The 19,207-nt window shown below is 43.0% G+C and carries 21 protein-coding genes, 1 tRNA gene and 2 pseudogenes; 14 read left to right on the top strand and 10 right to left on the bottom strand.

The window, feature by feature from the left end; all coding sequences use genetic code 11:
• Positions 1-405 precede the first annotated feature (405 nt).
• From nifJ to O9323_RS20605, 3 genes are all read left to right on the top strand, one after another.
• Complete coding sequence (gene nifJ, locus O9323_RS20615) at positions 406-3,960, top strand: pyruvate:ferredoxin (flavodoxin) oxidoreductase (RefSeq protein ID WP_272095114.1); 3,555 nt, start codon at positions 406-408, stop codon at positions 3,958-3,960.
• Between the two features lie 2 nt (positions 3,961-3,962).
• Positions 3,963-4,988 carry a dihydroorotate dehydrogenase-like protein gene (locus O9323_RS20610; RefSeq protein ID WP_002754321.1) on the top strand — a complete coding sequence of 342 codons (1,026 nt, stop codon included), beginning with the start codon at positions 3,963-3,965 and terminating at the stop codon, positions 4,986-4,988.
• 406 nt (positions 4,989-5,394) lie between these two features.
• Positions 5,395-6,603: an ATP-dependent 6-phosphofructokinase gene (locus O9323_RS20605; protein WP_288125677.1), complete on the top strand. Its 1,209-nt coding sequence runs from the start codon at positions 5,395-5,397 to the stop codon at positions 6,601-6,603.
• Between the two features lie 219 nt (positions 6,604-6,822).
• Here the strand turns inward: O9323_RS20605 and O9323_RS20600 are convergent, their stop codons facing one another.
• From O9323_RS20600 to O9323_RS20575, 6 genes are all read right to left on the bottom strand, one after another.
• Positions 6,823-7,038, bottom strand: coding sequence for a type II toxin-antitoxin system HicA family toxin (locus O9323_RS20600; RefSeq protein ID WP_002738249.1), 216 nt, complete (start codon positions 7,036-7,038; stop codon positions 6,823-6,825).
• A gap of 2 nt (positions 7,039-7,040) precedes the next feature.
• Complete coding sequence (locus O9323_RS20595) at positions 7,041-7,349, bottom strand: type II toxin-antitoxin system HicB family antitoxin (protein ID WP_002754318.1); 309 nt, start codon at positions 7,347-7,349, stop codon at positions 7,041-7,043.
• Complete coding sequence (locus tag O9323_RS20590) at positions 7,327-10,959, bottom strand: nSTAND1 domain-containing NTPase (protein ID WP_288125676.1); 3,633 nt, start codon at positions 10,957-10,959, stop codon at positions 7,327-7,329. Before O9323_RS20590 ends, O9323_RS20595 begins: the two co-directional genes overlap by 23 nt.
• 65 nt (positions 10,960-11,024) lie before the next feature.
• Positions 11,025-11,354, bottom strand: a complete 330-nt coding sequence (locus tag O9323_RS20585) for a coiled-coil domain-containing protein (protein ID WP_287967373.1) — start codon at positions 11,352-11,354, stop codon at positions 11,025-11,027.
• A 26-nt stretch (positions 11,355-11,380) separates the two neighbouring features.
• Positions 11,381-11,803, bottom strand: a complete 423-nt coding sequence (locus O9323_RS20580) for a Het-E N-terminal domain-containing protein (protein ID WP_288125675.1) — start codon at positions 11,801-11,803, stop codon at positions 11,381-11,383.
• A 37-nt stretch (positions 11,804-11,840) separates the two neighbouring features.
• Complete coding sequence (locus O9323_RS20575) at positions 11,841-12,011, bottom strand: hypothetical protein (protein ID WP_187602872.1); 171 nt, start codon at positions 12,009-12,011, stop codon at positions 11,841-11,843.
• A 277-nt stretch (positions 12,012-12,288) separates the two neighbouring features.
• On the opposite strand from O9323_RS20575, the gene rplS reads away from it, so the two are divergent.
• The 6 genes from rplS to rplA all read left to right on the top strand — a co-directional run bounded on the left by rplS (position 12,289) and on the right by rplA (position 14,998).
• On the top strand, positions 12,289-12,651 hold the full coding sequence (gene rplS, locus O9323_RS20570; protein WP_002754314.1) for a 50S ribosomal protein L19: 363 nt from the start codon (positions 12,289-12,291) through the stop codon (positions 12,649-12,651).
• A gap of 101 nt (positions 12,652-12,752) precedes the next feature.
• Positions 12,753-12,825, top strand: a tRNA-Trp gene (locus O9323_RS20565).
• Between the two features lie 124 nt (positions 12,826-12,949).
• Complete coding sequence (gene secE / locus O9323_RS20560; protein WP_002737505.1) at positions 12,950-13,186, top strand: preprotein translocase subunit SecE; 237 nt, start codon at positions 12,950-12,952, stop codon at positions 13,184-13,186.
• Positions 13,183-13,800, top strand: a complete 618-nt coding sequence (gene nusG, locus O9323_RS20555; protein ID WP_002735925.1) for a transcription termination/antitermination protein NusG — start codon at positions 13,183-13,185, stop codon at positions 13,798-13,800. The genes secE and nusG overlap by 4 nt, the downstream gene beginning before the upstream one ends.
• Positions 13,801-13,803: 3 nt before the next feature.
• On the top strand, positions 13,804-14,229 hold the full coding sequence (rplK, locus tag O9323_RS20550) for a 50S ribosomal protein L11 (RefSeq protein WP_002735897.1): 426 nt from the start codon (positions 13,804-13,806) through the stop codon (positions 14,227-14,229).
• 55 nt (positions 14,230-14,284) lie between these two features.
• Complete coding sequence (gene rplA / locus O9323_RS20545; RefSeq protein ID WP_002742736.1) at positions 14,285-14,998, top strand: 50S ribosomal protein L1; 714 nt, start codon at positions 14,285-14,287, stop codon at positions 14,996-14,998.
• Between the two features lie 73 nt (positions 14,999-15,071).
• Here the strand turns inward: rplA and O9323_RS20540 are convergent, their stop codons facing one another.
• Together O9323_RS20540 and O9323_RS20535 are read right to left on the bottom strand one after the other, a co-directional pair.
• Complete coding sequence (locus tag O9323_RS20540; RefSeq protein WP_002754312.1) at positions 15,072-15,395, bottom strand: hypothetical protein; 324 nt, start codon at positions 15,393-15,395, stop codon at positions 15,072-15,074.
• The gene (locus O9323_RS20535) at positions 15,361-15,645 is read right to left on the bottom strand and encodes a BrnT family toxin (protein WP_002754310.1); all 285 of its coding nucleotides are present in this window, start codon (positions 15,643-15,645) and stop codon (positions 15,361-15,363) included. Before O9323_RS20535 ends, O9323_RS20540 begins: the two co-directional genes overlap by 35 nt.
• 214 nt (positions 15,646-15,859) lie before the next feature.
• Between O9323_RS20535 and O9323_RS20530 the strand changes: the two genes are divergently transcribed.
• Positions 15,860-15,994, top strand: coding sequence for a hypothetical protein (locus O9323_RS20530; RefSeq protein WP_002754309.1), 135 nt, complete (start codon positions 15,860-15,862; stop codon positions 15,992-15,994).
• A gap of 83 nt (positions 15,995-16,077) precedes the next feature.
• Entirely contained in the window at positions 16,078-17,001 is a 924-nt protein-coding gene (locus O9323_RS20525; protein WP_002754306.1) for a bifunctional riboflavin kinase/FAD synthetase, read from the top strand.
• On the opposite strand, the gene O9323_RS20520 is transcribed toward O9323_RS20525, so the two are convergent.
• On the bottom strand, positions 16,998-17,270 hold the full coding sequence (locus tag O9323_RS20520; protein ID WP_002754305.1) for a hypothetical protein: 273 nt from the start codon (positions 17,268-17,270) through the stop codon (positions 16,998-17,000). The two genes, O9323_RS20525 and O9323_RS20520, sit on opposite strands and share 4 nt — an antisense overlap.
• Before the next feature lie 6 nt (positions 17,271-17,276).
• The gene (locus O9323_RS20515) at positions 17,277-17,795 is read right to left on the bottom strand and encodes a hypothetical protein (RefSeq protein ID WP_193979403.1); all 519 of its coding nucleotides are present in this window, start codon (positions 17,793-17,795) and stop codon (positions 17,277-17,279) included.
• Positions 17,796-18,049: 254 nt separating this feature from the next.
• Here O9323_RS20515 and O9323_RS20510 point away from each other — a divergent pair.
• The 3 genes and pseudogenes from O9323_RS20510 to O9323_RS20500 all read left to right on the top strand — a co-directional run.
• Positions 18,050-18,194 (top strand): annotated as a pseudogene (locus O9323_RS20510) (AAA family ATPase); the annotation flags it as partial.
• Between the two features lie 128 nt (positions 18,195-18,322).
• A complete protein-coding gene (locus O9323_RS20505; protein WP_288125674.1) occupies positions 18,323-18,775 on the top strand; it encodes a hypothetical protein in 453 nt (150 codons plus the stop codon).
• 108 nt (positions 18,776-18,883) lie between these two features.
• Positions 18,884-19,207 (top strand): annotated as a pseudogene (locus tag O9323_RS20500) (IS4 family transposase); the annotation flags it as partial.

Genomic DNA, 19,207 nt, shown 5'->3' with positions numbered 1-19,207 from the left:
CATAATTCCTTCTCCCTGCTCCCATGCAGTCTTAACGAGTAATTTAGATAGTCAACAGCTTATCTTCTGACCTAGCACTTTTTTTTAAAAAGTATCATTAATTTTTATCTCAATTCTGAATATTAATTAACCCCAGGGTCGGTTGCTGGCAAACTCAGCAGCGTATTAAGAAAAAATAACGAATTGCTAGAAAGCCGAGAATCTGGATAATGATCGAGGTGGAGACAGAAAAATTGCTCTACTTAAGCCTGTCTGCCGTAAGCGTCCAATAGTAGATAGGGAGTCAAAAGCGACGCTCAAAGAAAATCCTTCGGTTGTCAGGGAAACGAGAGGATATTTAGTGCGAAATTGAGCCGTAAAAAAACTTAAAATCCCGACAAATATCGTAAAAACTAAGGGGAACACATGACCACAAAAACCTATGCAACCATAGATGGTAACGAAGCTGTTGCACGCGTTGCCTATCGTCTCAGTGAAGTGATCGCTATTTATCCTATCACTCCCTCCTCGCCTATGGGTGAATGGTCCGATAGTTGGGCAGCCGAACGGAGAGCTAATCTCTGGGGAACCATTCCTTCCGTAATCGAAATGCAGAGCGAAGGTGGGGCAGCGGGAACCCTGCACGGAGCGCTACAAACAGGCTCTTTAACTACTACTTTCACTTCCTCCCAGGGATTATTATTAATGCTCCCCAACTTCTACAAAATTGCGGGGGAATTAACCTCTTCAGTAGTCCATGTGGCAGCCCGTGCTTTAGCAGCCCAAGGATTGTCAATTTTTGGGGACCATAGTGATGTTATGTCTGCCAGAAGTACGGGTTGGGCTATGTTAGCGGCTAATTCCGTTCAAGAAGCTCAAGATCTGGCGGCTATTGCCACAGCTACCACCCTAGAAACGCGGCTTCCTTTTCTGCACTTTTTTGATGGTTTTCGTACCAGTCATGAGGTGCAAAAAGTCGAATTAATTAGCGATGAAATTCTCAAAGAACTGATAGATGAAGACCTAATTATTGCCCATCGTCAAAGAGCTTTAACTCCCGATCGACCGGTGTTACGAGGCACGGCACAAAATCCCGATGTTTATTTCCAGGCAAGGGAAAGCGTCAATCCTTTCTATCATGCTTGTCCCGATATCACTCAAAAAATTATGGATCGTTTTGCCCAATTAACAGGACGGCAATACCATCTTTATGAATACCACGGTGCGCCCGATGCCGAAAGAGTGATTATGTTAATGGGATCGGGAGGGGAAACCGTCCATGAAACCGTGGATTATCTCAATCAAAATGGGGCTAAAGTTGGGGTTTTAAAAGTTCGTCTCTATCGTCCCTTTACCGCCGACAAATTACTGGCAGCTTTGCCCACCACAGTGAAAAAAATAGCCGTTTTAGATCGCTGTAAAGAACCCGGTGCCGGGGGCGATCCGCTATATTTAGACGTGGTAAATGCCTTTATGGAAGAGTACGAAGGTCAGTTGCCGAAAATTGTCGGAGGACGCTATGGTTTATCTTCCAAAGAATTTACTCCAGCCATGGTTGCTGGCATATTTGATAACTTAAGTCTCGACAAACCGAAAAATCACTTCACTATTGGTATCGTTGATGATCTTACCTTTTCCAGTCTGGAATATGACCGCAGTTTTTCCACCGAACCAGACAAAGTAGTGCGGGCAGTTTTCTACGGTTTAGGTTCCGATGGTACGGTGGGAGCTAACAAAAATTCAATTAAAATTATCGGTGAAGATACTGATAATTATGCCCAGGGTTATTTCGTCTATGATTCCAAAAAATCTGGCTCCGTCACCGTTTCTCACCTACGCTTTGGTCCGGAGCCGATTCGCTCTACCTATTTAATCACCGATGCTAACTTTATCGCCTGTCATCAGTGGGAATTTATCGAACAATTTGACCTGCTAGAAACCGCTAAATCGAACTCAATTTTTCTCCTCAATAGTCCCTATCCACCGGAGGAGCTATTTAGTCACCTACCCCGCAATCTCCAGCAAACTATCATCGACAAACATCTGCAAGTTTATACGATTAATGCCACTCAAGTAGCCAAAGAAGCGGGGATGGGCAGTCGGATTAATACCGTTATGCAGGTGTGTTTCTTTGCCCTAGCGGGGGTTTTGTCGCGGGAAGACGCGATCGCACAAATCAAAAAAGCCATCCGCAAGACCTACGGCAAGAAAGGCGAAGAAATCGTGCAGATGAACATTAAAGCCGTGGATTCTGCCCTAGAACACCTCTATCAAGTCTCAATTCCCGCCACTGTCACCCCCGAAGCTTTTGAATTAAGACCACCGATTCCCGACACTGCACCCGCTTTCGTCCGAGAAGTCCTCGGCAAAATTATCGCCCGTCACGGGGATGAATTGCCCGTTAGCTCCCTTCCCAACGATGGTACTTACCCCACCGCCACTAGCCAATGGGAAAAACGCAATATTGCCCAAGAAATCCCCGTTTGGGATGCGGATGTCTGTGTTCAGTGCGGTAAATGCGTTCTCGTTTGTCCCCACGCCGTTATTCGCTCGAAAGTCTATGATGAGGCCGAATTAGCCACGGCCCCAGAAACCTTTAAAGTCGCTAATGCCAAGGATCACGACTGGAAAGGGCTGAAATTCACCATCCAAGTGGCCGCCGAAGATTGTACCGGTTGCGGTATCTGCGTTGATGTTTGCCCCGCTAAAAACAAATCGCAACCGCGTCTAAGAGCCATTAATATGGCTTCCCAATTGCCCCTGCGAGAACAGGAACGAGTTAACTGGGATTTCTTCCTTAATTTGCCTAATCCAGACCGATTAAGCCTAAATCTCAATAAAATTAACCATCAGCAAATGCAGGAACCTCTCTTTGAGTTTTCCGGCGCTTGTGCCGGTTGTGGTGAGACTCCCTACGTTAAATTAGTCAGTCAACTATTTGGCGATCGCATGATAGTGGCTAATGCCACCGGTTGTTCATCTATCTACGGAGGTAACTTACCGACAACACCCTGGGCAGTTAATGCCGAAGGTCGCGGTCCGGCCTGGTCCAATTCCCTCTTTGAAGATAATGCCGAATTTGGCTTAGGATTCCGGGTTTCCATCGATAAACAGGCAGAATTTGCCGCCGAACTGTTAGCAACCCTCGCCAGCGAAATCGGAGAAAGTCTAGCGGCAGATATTCTCAATTGTCACCAAGTGGATGAAGCGGAAATTTACGAACAACGGCAACGGGTAGAGTCCCTAAAATCCCGTTTAGGGCAATTAACCCCGACCACGCAGGTGAAAATGTTGTTATCCGTCGCCGATTATCTGGTCAAGAAAAGCGTCTGGATTGTCGGGGGTGACGGTTGGGCCTACGACATCGGTTATGGTGGCTTAGATCACGTTTTAGCTAGTGGTCGTAATGTGAATATTTTGGTCATGGATACGGAAGTTTACTCGAATACAGGCGGCCAGGCCTCGAAAGCTACTCCTCGCGCCGCCGTAGCTAAATTTGCTTCTGGTGGCAAACCAGGACCGAAAAAAGACCTCGGTTTAATGGCCATGACCTACGGTAACGTCTATGTGGCCAGCGTGGCTATGGGGGCAAAAAACGAGCAAACTATCAAAGCTTTCCTAGAAGCGGAAGCTTACAACGGTCCATCGTTAATTATCGCCTATTCTCACTGTATTGCTCACGGGATCAACATGACCACCGCCATGAACCATCAAAAAGAAGTGGTGGAAAGCGGTCGCTGGTTAATGTACCGTTATCATCCCGATTTAGCTAAAGAAGGCAAAAATCCCCTGCAATTGGACAGCCGTGCGCCTAAGCTTACCGTAGCGCAAACTCTCTACTCGGAGAATCGCTTTAAGATGTTGGCCACCAGTAAGCCGGAGGAAGCTAAACGTCTGCTCAAAGAAGCACAAGCAGATGTGGATACGCGCTGGCAAATGTATCAGTATTTAGCAGCAAAAGGTACAGGGAGCAACGAATAGTTATGAATCTACACACTACTTACATGGGTTTACAATTGCGATCGCCGCTAGTCATCGGTGCGGCCGCACCCTTGAGCGAGGATATCGACAATATCAAGAGAATGGAAGACTTTGGGGCCGCTGCCGTGGTTTTACACTCCTTTTTCGAGGAGCAGATTAAACACGAAAGACTGGCTCTACACCATCATTTTACCCACGGAGCCGAGAGTTTTGCGGAAGCTTTGACTTATTTTCCCGAACCGGAGGTTTTTCACGTTGGTTCCGACGAATATCTCAACCATATTCGCAAAGCCAAAGAAATGGTCGATATTCCCATTATTGCCAGTCTCAACGGTGAGACCTCCGGGGGATGGTTGGAGTATGCCATTCAAATTCAACAAGCGGGCGCTGATGCTTTGGAGTTGAATGTTTATTATGTTCCCAACGACCTAGAATTAACCGGAAATCACGTCGAACAAAACTATATTGATATCCTCAAAATTGTCAAATCGGAGGTATCAATTCCCGTCTCGATGAAGTTAAGTCCCTACTTTAGCAATACGGCCAATATGGCTAAACAATTAGCGGAAGCAGGGGCCGATGGGTTGGTATTATTTAACCGTTTCTATCAGCCGGATATCGACTTAGACACCTTGGATGTTCACCCTAATATTATCCTCAGTAATCCCCAAGCAATGCGTTTACCCCTGCGCTGGATTGCCATGCTTTACGGTCGTGTAGCGACGGATTTTGCCGCTACCAGTGGTATTCATAACGCCATCGACGTGATCAAAATGATGATGGTAGGGGCAAAAGCGACCATGTTAGTTAGTGTTTTATTACGCCACGGTTTGGAGGAAATTACCAAGATCGAACAGGGTTTATTGCATTGGTTGGAAGAAAATGAGTACGAATCGATCGAGCAGTTAATTGGCAGTATGAGTCAAATGAATTGCCCAGATCCGACTGCTTTTGAACGGGTACAGTATATGAAAGCCCTGCAAAGTTACGAACCTGTTTGGAAACGTTTTCAAACCACCAGCAAATAAAAGTGGGAAGTGGGGAGCTTTTTTCAGTGTTGCCAAAGGCACGGCGTAGCCGTCCAGTAAACAGTAATCAGTAATCAGTGAACTGAAAACTTAAGTAGGTAGGCGTTAAAAATTATCAGCCACCCCCCTTATCAAGGGGGATCCCCCCGCCTATCGGCACCCCCCTTATCAAGGGGGGCAGGGGGGATCGGCACCCCCCTTATCAAGGGGGGCAGGGGGGATCGGCACCCCCCTTATCAAGGGGGGCAGGGGGGATCGGCACCCCCCTTATCAAGGGGGGCAGGGGGGATCGAACCTAAAATCCATTTTTAATTTAATTATAACCAGCTACTTAACTGAAAACTGAAAACTTACATCTGATCACTGATAACTGATAACTGACAAAAAAATCCAGGAGGATATAACTATGAACGAGAATCAAAAGAAAAAAATCGGTATTCTGACCAGTGGTGGCGATTGCCCGGGGTTAAATGCGGTAATTCGTGCGGTGGTGAAATCATCAAAACTCAAGGGTTGGGATGTGTACGGCATTCCCTACGGGACCGACGGTTTTATGCAGATTGCCGAGGGAAAATATCACCCCCAAGATTTGATCCTGACTCAGCATGGCTATAACCTACCCGGGGTCTTGAAAGGATTAGACGTTTTGCAGTTTCTTAGTGGTAGTGTTTTGGGTTCTTTAAGCAAAGGACATCCCGAAAACCCAGAAATTGCCACGAAAATCCTGCAAGGATACGAAATGCTGGGATTAGATGCCCTGATCGTCGTTGGAGGCGATGGGAGCATCGATATCATCTACGATCTCGCCCAGAAAGGCAACTGGAATATTATCGCGGTTCCCAAAACCATCGATAATGACGTTCCCTATACGGAATGGGCAGTCGGTTTTACCACTGCCGTGGATATCGTCACTCAAGCTTTGTATGATCTCACCTTTACCGCCGCTAGTCACGAAAGGGTGATGATTGTGCAGGTGATGGGTAGAGATGCCGGTCATTTAGCCCTTCATGCTGGGATTGCCGGGGGGGCCGATGCGATTTTTATTCCCGAATTAACCCCGGCTCTCACTCCCGCAATTATCGACGGTTGTTGTCGTCATTTGGCAGAATTACGCGCTCAAGGTCGTAAATTCGCTCTCATTGTGATTTCTGAGGGTGTTAAAAACGAAGATAACCAAAAAGAGAAGTATATTGCCGATTATTTAGAAAAATTAATATTTGACAAAACTCGCTCTTTGTGCGTTACCGATCCCGTCTTCTGTTATCTCAATTCCATGGATGTGCGGGCCATGTCTTTGGGACACCTGCAAAGAAGTCGTCCTCCTTTGGCCATGGATCGACTGTTAGCCACGGCCTTCGGCATTAAGGCCGTAGAATTAATCGAACAGGGTAAACTCGATCGCGTGGTGATTTGGCGCGGGGGACAAGTGCGTAGTTTGCCCCTGAAACCAGTGATCAAAATTATCAAACAATGTCATCAAGAGCATCGCTGTGCCTATCCCGTTGATCCTGATGGTTTTATCGTCAAAACAGCCCGTTCTTTGGGAATTTACCTAGGGGAAAATCCCACAACTGAGACGGCAGTAGTTCCGCAAGCTGTGGAGGCGTTGGTTTAGTTATAATAAAGCGAGAAGGGTTGCTCATACTTTCTCGCTTTATTAATTGGTTAAGATATTTAATTCTGCTAATTTTACTTGCAATAATTTACTGTATTTTATGGCTTTTCTCAGTAATCTGTCATCGGTGGTTAACAATACGTCTATTCTAGCATATTCAGCGCAAGCGATATGAAAAGAATCATAAAGATCAAATCCTAAATATATAACCAATACTGTTTAACTGTTGTCCCATTCTTCATCACTAATACCCGCTTGTTTGAGAATTTCCTTAACTAAATCTGTAGAGATTTCTTGATTTCCATGAGGGTTAGGGATGCGAATTTTATGTTGACCCTTTTTCATAAATTGATGTTTACTACCAGAAAAAGGCCCTGTGTAACCTAAAGCTTTCAATTTTCTGATTAATTTTCTGCGAGAAATTGCTGATGGCATAACTAAACTTCTGCAACTGTTGTAACTTTAATTTCTAATCCATCTATGATAGGTAAAGGGTCGCCATCTTGTAATTTTAAAATGATCCATTCTTCTAGAACTTCTAGTAAGTCTTGACGGCATTCTTCAACGGTCAATCCATTTCCCCAAACGCCTTGAAAGCCTTCTATTTCAGCAAACCAAGTACCGTCATTTAGCCTTTTGTATTGTGCTTTTTGTAAAGCTTTTTCACAATAATTGAGTAAGATCATTTTCTTCTCTAAATCTCCATAATATGTAACTATATTATCACTTCTCCTCACCAATCCCATCACACAAACCCCTATCCTCCTCCCTGACACCAGAATTAGGATTGTGTAAATAAACCCGCACCCAATCGCAACTACGCCCCATTAAATCACTTAAACCCCAGTCTGTCCCAAGATTCCAGAGTTTGATAGTCTTGTCATCACTACCGCTCACCAATGTCTTGCCGTCGGGACTAAAATTAACGCTATAGACAGAGTTATCATGCCCCTTGAGGGTGCGGATTTCTTGGCCTGTTTCTACATTCCAGAGTTTGATAGTCTTGTCCAGACTACCGCTCACCAAAGTCTTGCCGTCGGGACTAAAATTAACGCTATAGACAGAGTTATCATGCCCCTTGAGGGTGCGGATTTCTTCGCCTGTTTTTACATTCCAGAGTTTGATAGTCTTGTCCTCACTACCGCTCACCAAAGTCTTGCCGTCGGGACTAAAATTAACGCTTTTGACATCTCTATCATGCCCCTTGAGGGTGCGGATTAGTTCGCCTGTTTCTACATTCCAGAGTTTGATGGTGTTGTCATCACTACCGCTCACCAAAGTCTTGCCGTCGGGACTAAAATTAACGCTTATGACAGAGTTATCATGCCCCTTGAGGGTGCGGATTTCTTGGCCTGTCTCTACATTCCAGAGTTTGATAGTCCCGTCACCACTACCGCTCACCAAAGTCTTGCCATCGGGACTAAAATTAACGCTTCTGACACCGCTATCCCCCTTGAGGGTGCGGATTTCTTTGCCTGTTTCTATATTCCAGAGTTTGATAGTGTTGTCATGACTACCAGAAGCTAACACCTTACCATCGGGGCTAAAACTAACGCTCCGAACCCAGTCATTATGCCCCATAAGGGTGCGAATTTCGTTGCCTGTCTCTACATTCCACAGTTTGATTGTCTTATCTCCACTACCAGAAGCCAATATCTTACCATTAGGGCTAAAACTAACGGTAGTGACTACCCAATCATGTCCCTTGAGGGTGCGGATTCCTTTTTCTATCTCTACATTCCAAAGTTTGATAATGCTGTCTTCACTACCAGAAATCAAAGTCTTACCATCGGGGCTAAAATTAACGCCAATGATAACGCTGTTATGCCCCTTAAGAGTGCGGATTTCTTGTCCTGTCTCCACATTCCAAAGTTTGATTGTCTTGTCATTGCTACCAGAAGCCAATGTCTTAGCATCGGGGCTAAAACTCAGGCTAGTAACCCAGCCATCATGCCCATTAATGGTACGAATTTCTTTCCCTATTTCTACATTCCAAAGTTTGATTGTTTTATCCCAACTACCAGAAGCTAAAGTCTTACCGTCGGGACTAAAACTCACGCTATAGACATAGCTATTATGATTATTAAAAGTGCGAATTTCTTTTCCTGTTTCTACATTCCAAAGTTTGATTGTTTTATCCCAACTACCAGAAGCCAAAGTCTTACCGTCGGGGCTAAAACTAAGGCTTTTGACATAGCCATTATGTGCCTTGAGAGTGCGGATTTCTTGTCCTGTCTCCACATTCCAAAGTTTGATTGTCTTGTCATTACTACCAGAAGCCAATGTCTTGCCATTGGGACTATATTTCATGCTAACGACAACATTATTATGCCCTTTAAGAGTGCGGATTTCTTCTCCTGTTTCTACATTCCAAAGCTTAATAGTGTTGTCACTACTACCAGAAGCTAGTATCTTACCGTCAGGGCTAAAACTTACGCTTTTAACATAGTAAGTATGCCCTGTAAGGGTAGTAATTTTTTTTCCTGTCTTTAAATTCCACAGTTTGATTGTCTTGTTATCGTCAGCAGAAGCCAAAGTATTGCCGTCTGGACTAATGTTAATACTCTTGACTTTTTCACTAAAATAATCTTCTAAGCGATTATATTCACTTCCCTCAACAAGAGCTTTCCACAAGATATCTGTTACCTCTTGATTGTATGCGTGTTGGTTTTGTAGAATTCTTCCTGCCTTAATTGCTTCGATAAAAGCCTCCAACTCATTTCCTTCATTAAACAGAGATAAGGAATATCGTCCCAGAGACTCAGCTTGATTATATTCCGCTTGTTGGGTTTTTTGCCAAGCCATCAAACCCAAACTACTACTAACCACCACCGCTACCAAGGAACCCGCCGCAATCCTTCGCGCTGTTCTAATTTTTTCATTTTTTTGTCGTTCAGCTTGAGTAACACTCGCCTTAATAAACTCTATCGCCACAGTATCTAAATTAGGCAGAGAATTATTCTTTTGAAACTCAACAATTTTGGCTAACTTAGAACCTCCCCAAAGCTCACTACTCGCTTTTACTGCATCTTGCTTCTGTAAATCATCCCACTGTTTAGCATCAGCATATAAACGACTTCTCAGAACAATTATCTCCTCTTTTTCTCGAATTAAATCCTGTAACACTTTCCAAGAACGAATTAACTCCTCATGTGCCACCTCAACCGTTGCTTTCCCGTCTTCTCCCTTACTCACCAAAAGACGATTATCTATCAATTGATAGAGAACCTCCCTTTGCATTTCCTCCTGTTCAAAACTCGATTTATCCGCCCTTCTGCTAACCGCTTCTTTCCCTTCTAAACTAATTAACTCTAGAAAAATTTCCTCTGCTGCTTTCCTTTGCTGTTCATTAAATTTACTATAAATTTTATCCGCTTGTTTTTCTAGCGCACCCGTTACCCCACCAATCTCTTGATAAATCTTATTATTTAAAACCCGCTCTTGAATATGATTTTTTTGCCACAATAAATCTAACGTATATTGTAACAGAGGTAAAGAGCCAGCCTGTTCATAAAAATCCGCAATAATTTGATTAATTAATCCCTTTTCAAAGATTACCCCATTTCTCGCCGCCGGTTCAGCAATAGCTAATCTTAACTCACTTTCATCCATATCCGTTAACATCTTGCTATACTGATCATGGATTTTTCCTAAACTGGGATAAGGACTTAATTTATCTAAAAAATCCGCCCTCATCGTCATCACAATTTTAACTAAACTATTATTATTTTCAATTAAATTAACCAAACTTTTAATAAAAATATCCCTTTCTGTCTTCGGTGTACGAGTAAATAACTCCTCAAATTGGTCAATAAAAATAAACCATAAATCAGAATTATTTTTTAATCCTTCAACCACCTTAATTAAAGTATCTTCCTTAACAGCTTGTGCTAACTTTGCTTGGGATTGTTTATATCTATTTGCCAAAAGACAACCATAGAAAGACTCAAAGGGATTAACATCAGGAACAAAAGTTAAATTAACCAATTTATTCGCGCCCAAATTATCCTTTAACTTAGGAATTAAACCCGCTTGCACGAGAGAAGACTTACCACTTCCCGACGCACCTAAAAGCAATAAAACATTCTTTTGCTTTAAATAATCAGTTAACTCAATAATCCAATTATCTCGCCCAAAAAACCTATCCTTATCATCTACCTCAAACTTCCTTAAACCCAAATAAGGTGAACCCGTAATTAAAGTTTGAGCCTGAATCTCAACTCCTGACTTTTGGGTGATAATATATTGATTGATTACACCGCCACTAATATCACCCGCAATTCCCTTAAATTCACCATCACCGCTAAGACCTTTAACATCACCACCTATTTCTGAATAATAACTTTTATCAGTCATTTTTGCTACCCCAAAATTATTCTTTTAAAGTTAACTTTAAATTGCAGTTTTAGAATTAGCACTCTTTAAGGACTTCCTACTAAACCAAACAATTTAGCCAAACCGCCTAAAATCGTTACAATTAAAGCAACTAAAATCCCTCGACTGACAAACTCTTGATTCTCTAAGCGCTTTTCCAATCCATCAATTTTTCCCTCTAGACGCTTCTCGACACCATCAATTTTTTCCTCCAGACGCTTCTCGACACCATCGATTTTTTCCTCCAGACGCTTAATTTCACCTTTAACTTCACTAAGTTCAATCTTAATATCAGTAACATCTTTTTGAAGATTATCTAACTTTTGATTGATTTGAATTAGAAAATCTTTAAGTTCTACCTCAACAGTAATTGACATAAATTTCCCTCCTAAATAATCCTCAACTAATTAATGTTCTGACTAATATTTCCACCACTAATATCTCCTGCAATTCCCTTCAAAGTACCATCTCCCACCATTCCCTTAATATCACCACCAACATTAATATTATACTTACCTGCGGCAAATTCTTCAGGTTTTAATTGCTTAAGTAATGCTTCTGCTGTCTTAATAACCTCTGCATCTCTATCAATTTTTGCTTCAATTAACTCTTCTTTGAGCAGTGTTTTTACCCCCTCTGAATCTGGTTTTTTCTCATGTTTATCGACGATATCACTATCATCTGTTTTCCCTTTTTCTGCAAATTTCTTCTTAATCAACGCTTTTAAACCCTCATAAGCATCCTTAACCGCTGTTCCTGCCGTATCCTTAGCAGCAGCAACCGCACCAGCAGCCAACGCAGCGAGAATTAGAGAAATCGGTTCCATTGCCTGAGACTCCAAATTAGATATTGCTGACTCAATCTTAGATCAAAGCAAAGTATCTGACGCGATTATGGCGCAGGTATTGGGCGCAAATGGCTTGCTCGTCGGGGTTGTTGGCTACTACTGCAAGCTGGACGTGGGGGACTTGCTTGGGAATAATATCCCAGCCAGAAAATCGCTCTGTAGAAGAATCAGACCAGCCAGATAGCATATTATCAAAGCGTAAGTCCCTTAGCTGCGGGGACTCTCGAAGGACTTCCCCCTACTTAGGGTGATCAGCACACTTGAGCGATCGGAGGGCGCAGGTTCCTGGCACTTCTACAGTAACGGATTTTGTCCACAATGTAGGGGCGAACTGCGTTCGCCCAAAAGATACATTATCAAAGCGCAAGTCCCTAATCCCGTTTAGATCATATTTCATTTAGACGAGAAAGGCTGTACTTAAAAAAATATGGTATGATAGTAAATTGTCAGTTTTACGAAAGCCGATGAAAACGGAAGAGATTATCAAATCAATCGAAGCCGAGTATCTCAAGAGCGATCTGCCCATTATCCATGTCGGTGACACGATCCGGGTAGGGGTGCGAATCGTCGAAGGAGATAAAGAGCGGATTCAGCCCTACGAGGGCATTGTCATCGCCAAACGCCATGGCGGTATCAACGAAACGATTACAGTACGCAAAGTCTTCCAGGGTGTGGGAGTAGAAAGAGTCTTCCTGCTCCACTCGCCCCGGGTTGCCAATATCAAGATCATCCGTCGTGGTAAAGTACGCCGGGCGAAACTCTACTATCTGCGCGATCGGGTTGGCAAAGCCACCAGGGTCCAAGAACGTTTCGATCGCCCTCTCTAAAAAATTTCCGGCGACAGCCTAACCAAGAAAGTTGCTTAATCGCCAACAACTACGCTATAATAAATAAAGGCCTTAAAAAAGCCAAATGGTTTAGCGAATGGGCGCTCTTAGTTCAGTTGGTAGAACGCAGGTCTCCAAAACCTGATGTCGGGGGTTCAAGTCCTCCAGGGCGCGTTTGGTAATCACCAAGCCGATAATTGCAAAGGACATAATCTAAATGTCTGAGGGTTAGTGTGGGTTGTCCGGTGAAAATGATAAGTTAAGGATAGCTTGAGTATCATTTTAAGGAGTAGCGATCGTGGCCAAAAAAGAAACCCTAGAAAAAGACGCGAGCGACAAGAAAGAGGGAAGCTCTTTTCAGGTCAAGGAATTCGTCAATGAAACCAAAGAAGAACTCGCCAAAGTCGTCTGGCCTTCCCGTCAGCAACTTTTGAGCGAATCGGCGGCGGTGATGTTAATGGTGACTTTAGTAGCCACTCTCATCTATCTAATCGATAAATTCTTTGCCTGGGGTGCGGGGAAGGTGTTCCCATGAATCTAGAAGAAGAGCAGTTTCCCGAAGAACTCAATCTTAGCGGCCTACCGAAAAAACCCCGTTGGTATGCCGTGCAGGTGGCTTCCGGTTGTGAGAAACGGGTCAAAGCTAATTTGGAGCAGCGCATCCACACCCTCGATGTGGCCGATCGCATTCTGCAAGTTCAGATTCCCCAAGCGGCCACCGTCAAAGTCCGCAAGGATGGTTCACGGCAACACGGTGAGGAAAAAGTCTTCCCCGGTTATGTCCTGATCAGAATGATCATGGATGATGACGCTTGGCAGGTGGTGAAAAACACCCCCCATGTGATCAACTTTGTCGGGGCCGAACAAAAACGCCACTACGGACGCGGCCGCGGTCACGTCACCCCGCTACCCTTGAGTATGTCAGAAGTCGATCGCATCTTCAAACAAGCTCAGATTCAAGAACCCGTCGTCAAAATCAATATGGAAGTTGGCGATCAAATCTTGGTTCTATCCGGTCCATTTAAGGACTTTGAAGGGGAAGTGATCGAAGTTAGTCCCGAGCGCGGCAAACTCAAGGCCCTGCTCTCCATTTTTGGTCGGGATACCCCGGTCGAATTGGAATTTAATCAAGTCGAAAAACAAAACTAAATCATGGCTAAAAAAGTCGTCGCAATTATTAAACTAGCTTTACCTGCTGGTAAGGCTAACCCTGCTCCTCCGGTCGGTCCTGCTTTGGGTCAACACGGGGTGAATATTATGGCGTTTTGTAAAGATTACAACGCTAAAACCGCCGATCAGGCTGGGATGATCATCCCTGTGGAAATCTCCGTTTTTGAGGATCGGAGTTTTACCTTTGTCCTCAAAACTCCCCCCGCTTCCGTTCTCATCCGTAAAGCTGCCGGTGTAGAAAGAGGTTCCAACGAACCTAACAAGAAATTTGTCGCCACCATTACCCGCGACCAATTACGCGAAATCGCCCAAACTAAAATGCCCGATCTTAACGCTAACGACATCGAAGCGGCCATGAATATTGTGGCAGGAACGGCCAGAAATATGGGTGTCAAGATCTCAGACTAAATCTTATTACGGGGAGAAGTTAAGCTTCGTTATTACCCAAGGAGCAACAAATCAGATGGTAAAAAAAGTTTCACGACGTTTGCGAGATGCCCAGGCTAAGGTAGAAAATAAAGCCTACGAGCCATTAGAGGCACTGACATTATTAAAGGAATTAGCGACGGCGAAATTCGACGAAACCGCCGAAGCTCATATTCGTTTAGGTATCGATCCTAAATATACCGACCAACAACTGCGGACAACGGTCAGTTTACCTAAAGGAACCGGACGCACGGTGCGGGTAGCGGTGATTACTCGCGGGGAACAGGTGCAGGAAGCGAACAATGCTGGGGCCGATATCGTTGGTTCAGAAGAATTAATCGAAGAAATCGCCAAGGGGATGATGGATTTCGAGGTGTTAATTGCCACCCCCGATATGATGCCGAAAGTGGCTAAATTAGGTCGTCAACTCGGTCCACGGGGTTTAATGCCCTCACCGAAAGGGGGAACCGTAACCACGGATTTAACGGGAGCGATCTCTGAGTTTAAAGCGGGTAAATTAGAATTCCGGGCCGATCGCACTGGGATCGTTCACGTTCAATTTGGTAAAGCTTCTTTTAGTGCTGAGGATCTGTTAGTTAATTTGAAAGCTTTACAGGAAACGGTGGACAGAAACCGTCCTTCCGGGGCAAAAGGTCGTTACTGGCGCACAGTTTACGTTTCTTCCTCCATGGGGCCATCGATTCAAGTGGATATTAGCGCCCTGCGGGATCTGAAATTAGCAGAAGGTTAATGACAGTTATTTTTCTTTGAAAAAGCCTCCAAGTAATTGGGGTTTTTTTTTTGGGATTTTATCTATTCTAAGATCATTGATTTTCATTTTTGGGTTCTTCTATAATCAATACAGCCTGATATTGTCCTTCTTTTAAATTTGAAGGAACTTGTACGGTTAATTGACCTTCATTGTTAACGAATGCTGCAACTTCAATGGTTTTCATGTTAACATATCTCTCTTCATTTTCTGCTATAATTTTAACGCTAGAAGTATCCTTATCTGCTAAAGACTGAGCATACTTTCCTCTCACTGCACTTTTTAAATGAGACTCCGTTAAAACCTCAGAATAATCATCTAACATTTCATCATCTTTGATGGGATCATTGATTACTTTGTTCATAGATTTTTCTTTCATGTTTAGTTACTCTCCTAGCACTAATGATTCTGATGTTTCCTTGTCTTTCAGCATGAACAACTAAAAGCAAGCGGTTTTGACTAGAATAACCAATTGTCAAAAAACGATCTTCTAAGATTGAATGAGTAGGATCATCTAAAGTCAAAGAATAGGTATCTTCAAATACAGTTTTAGCCTCATTAAAAGAAATATCGTGTTTTCTCAGATTTATCTTAGCTTTATCTTCATCCCATTCAAAATTAGCCGTCATTATCTTAATTATACACAATAAATAAAATAAGGTGTAAAAAAATCAGCCACCTTACTATGGTAAACCTTATCCTTTCGGGATCGCTCTATGATTAGCAACAGGATTAGAACCAAAGAAACAAAAACAAGAACCTTATGCTTGATTCAGATTGGGAAACCACAACAGCACGAAGAACAACCACAGACGACCAAAACAAGAACGAACTGAACAATTAATGAATGCTTGTTTCCCTCATCTTTCCGGTGCAATTAATTGGGAATGCCAGGCCGATCGCACCGGGATCGTTCACGTTCAATTTGGTAAAGCTTCCAAAGGTCTTCAAGGGATTGGGGGTGTTTTTTTGGCTTAATCGCCCGATTGATATAGAATCAAAAGGCTACACTCAAGATTAATCGCTTGAATTATTCTCTTGTATCTGTTCTTAAAGCCAGCGTGTGGATTGTAGATTCCCCTAATACCCGTATTTTAGCCCCTAGTGCGATCGCTCTTGGTAACTTTGATGGTTTGCACCTAGGTCATCAAACCGTCCTACAGCCAATTTTTCAGGATGAACCCGCTTATCCCACCGTTGTTAGTTTTACTCCCCACCCGCGGGAATTTTTTACGGGGGAAAAATGGCAGTTATTAACTCCTCTAGGGGAAAAGGTAGAGGTTTTAGAGAATTTAGGCGTTAAACAATTAGTTTTACTGCCTTTCTCTGCTCAATTAGCTTCCCTGACTCCCTTGGCTTTTATCGAACAGATTTTAGTAGCAAAATTACAGGCTAAATCGATCAGTGTTGGTCAAGATTTTCGCTTCGGTTATCGTCGTCAAGGTACAGCCGAAGATTTATTACAGATCGCCTCTCAATTTAACATTAAAGTCGAGATTGTTGCTTTAAAAAACTGTGGGACGGGTCGAATTAGTAGTTCCCTAATTCGTCAAGCTTTGGCAGCAGGAAACGTTGAGCAAGCCGGACAAATGTTAGGTCGTCCCTACAGTTTAACCGGTCGTGTGGTCATCGGGCAACAACTGGGGAGAACATTAGGTTTTCATACCGCTAATCTACAGGTTCCTCCCGATAAATTATTGCCGCGACTGGGGGTTTATTGCGGTTGGGTGCATCTCGATGGTTCTCGCTTACCAGCAGTTATGAATATCGGTTATCGTCCCACGATCGAGGGAAAAACTATCAGTGTGGAAATCCATTTATTGGATTGGTCGGGCCATGTATATGATCGGATTTTAACGATGGATTTAGTGCAATTCCTGCGACCAGAACAGAAATTTAATTCTCTCGATCGATTAAAAAATCAGATCGAGATAGACTGCGATCGCTCTCGGTTAATTTTAACTTCTGTAACCGACAACTACTAATATTTTTGATATTCTCTTTCTACTTTACCCACCGCTTTCAATAAAGGAGAATCGAGGGGATCGATCCAATCAGCTACTTCTCGCGCTAATCCTAGGGTAACAATGCCTTGAGACGGTGGTAATTGACCAGCTAAAGCCTGACTTTTGATGGTTTTTAGGACAGAAATTAAACCCTCAATCCGAGTCGATCTTTCTGTTTCTCGCATCTGTTCGGCCACGGTAATAGCTTGGTCAATTGATTGAACTAATTCCCTTATTTTCGTTTCCATAATATTCTAGTGACACCAAAGAGATGTAAGCGTTAGTCCTCGCCCCTCTCCCCATTGTATATTGGCATCTCGCGAGTCTTTAATAAAAGTTTGCTGACCACCACCGTGATAACAATAAGGTGGATTCTGGGGGGCGACAATTCCTTGATAAACCGTTGTTCCCGCCGGCAAAGTCACCGATACTACTTTGGTCGCTTGATTGGGAGGATTCCACTTTTGATCGAGGGCTAAATTCCTGATCACTTCCACATTGGTGGTATATTGATCCGTGGTCAGAAAACGACCTTTTTTGTAATTTTCGTCACTATAATAACGGAAAAAAGTCTGGGGTTTTTCTAGGGTAACTGCCTGACATTCACTATTGCGAAAAGTGATGGCAATATCTGGAGGGAGTGGACAGGAAGGAGCCTGATCTTGAGCCAATATTTTCCGAGAATTGAAAGTCAAATTTTCGGGTAAACTATTGGTTAATGTACTGGCTGCGATGCCTAAAACAAGACTAAAAACGAGCGAACTGGCTTTCATCTTCACTGATTAAGAGAAATTCTTCTCGATTTTACCGTACTGAACCGACTGAAAATCTTGATTTCGCCCACTGGCAACAATTCTTAACTAATTTTCTCCCTGCTCGCCACCCTAACCCTGATTAGCTCCCTAAAAGAAAATTTCCCGCCATTGTCTGTCAACTTTCCTCGCTAGTGTGGGCAAATTGGGAAAAGAATCGTTAAGATAAAAAAAACTTAACATTAATCTTCTTGACAAAATACCCCATTTGTGTTATGAGAGACGCTATTGATATTTTGATGGAAAATTTGAGCCAGAGCATCGTCGGCCGAATCGATTCGCATTGTGCTGGTGGCCTTACTCAGTGGTGGCCACGCTCTCCTGGAAGATGTACCCGGAGTTGGCAAAACCCTCTTAGCTGACAGGGGGACAAGCAAGCTGAAAAGCTTATGTAGCACGGAATACAGATACGGACTCCAAAAAAAGATAAGTCATATTTACCATATATGACCTAAATAACGAAAATGATAAGTGAACTATACCAGAAAGTGTTAGAAAATGAACTGGGACGAGCCAGATATCTACTGTTGTTAATGATAGTTGGAACCTGGCAAATACTAAAGCAAGCTAAGTTAGAGATATTAGCAGAAGCACTGCCAATACCAATCCTGTTTGAGAGTCGGAGAAAAAAACTAAAAAGATTTTTCAAGCTGGAAATTCTGAATATTAAAAAAATCTGGTTTCTCTGCTTAAAAGAGATGTTAAAACAGCAGGAGAGATTCACAACAAAAAGATTAGCGTATATTGCCATAGACCGAACGAGTTGGGGAGCAATTAATATCTTGATGGTGAGTCTAATTTATGACAAGAGAGCCATCCCAATCTATTGGGAGATATTGGATAAAAAAGGAAGTAGTAATCTCGAAGAACAGCAGCGAGTATTAGAAAAAACATTGACCGTGCTATCAGGTCATAAAATAGTGGTGTTAGGAGATAGATAATTTTGCTCGGTCAGTCTTGGAAAGTGGCTTCAGAAGCAGATTTTATACTTTTGCTTAAGACAAAAACAAAGTACAAATGTCAAGACAAAAGAAGGAATTTATCAAGAAATGAGAGCCTTAGGTTTAAGTCTAGGAACTCAACTATTTTTGAATGATGTCAATATTACAAAAGAGCAGGGATTTGTCCAGTTTAACTTAGCTGGTAAGTGGAAAAAAACCTATCGGGGTTTTCAAACAAAAGAACCTTGGTATATTCTGACAAATTTTGGGGATTTAGAGACGGCAATAATGGCCTATCAAAAAAGATTTGATATTGAGGAAATGTTCCGAGATTTTAAGTCGGGAGGCTATAGCTTAGAAGGTTCTCAATTAGCACCGCAATACTTATCAAAGCTGATAATTGTTATAGCTATCGCCTATACAAGTGCCACA

Source organism: Microcystis sp. LE19-131.1A, assembly GCF_027532015.1.
GTDB lineage: Bacteria > Cyanobacteriota > Cyanobacteriia > Cyanobacteriales > Microcystaceae > Microcystis > Microcystis ichthyoblabe_A.
The sequence above is the reverse complement of the archived record's forward strand: the minus strand, read 5'-3'. Positions and strand labels throughout refer to the sequence as shown.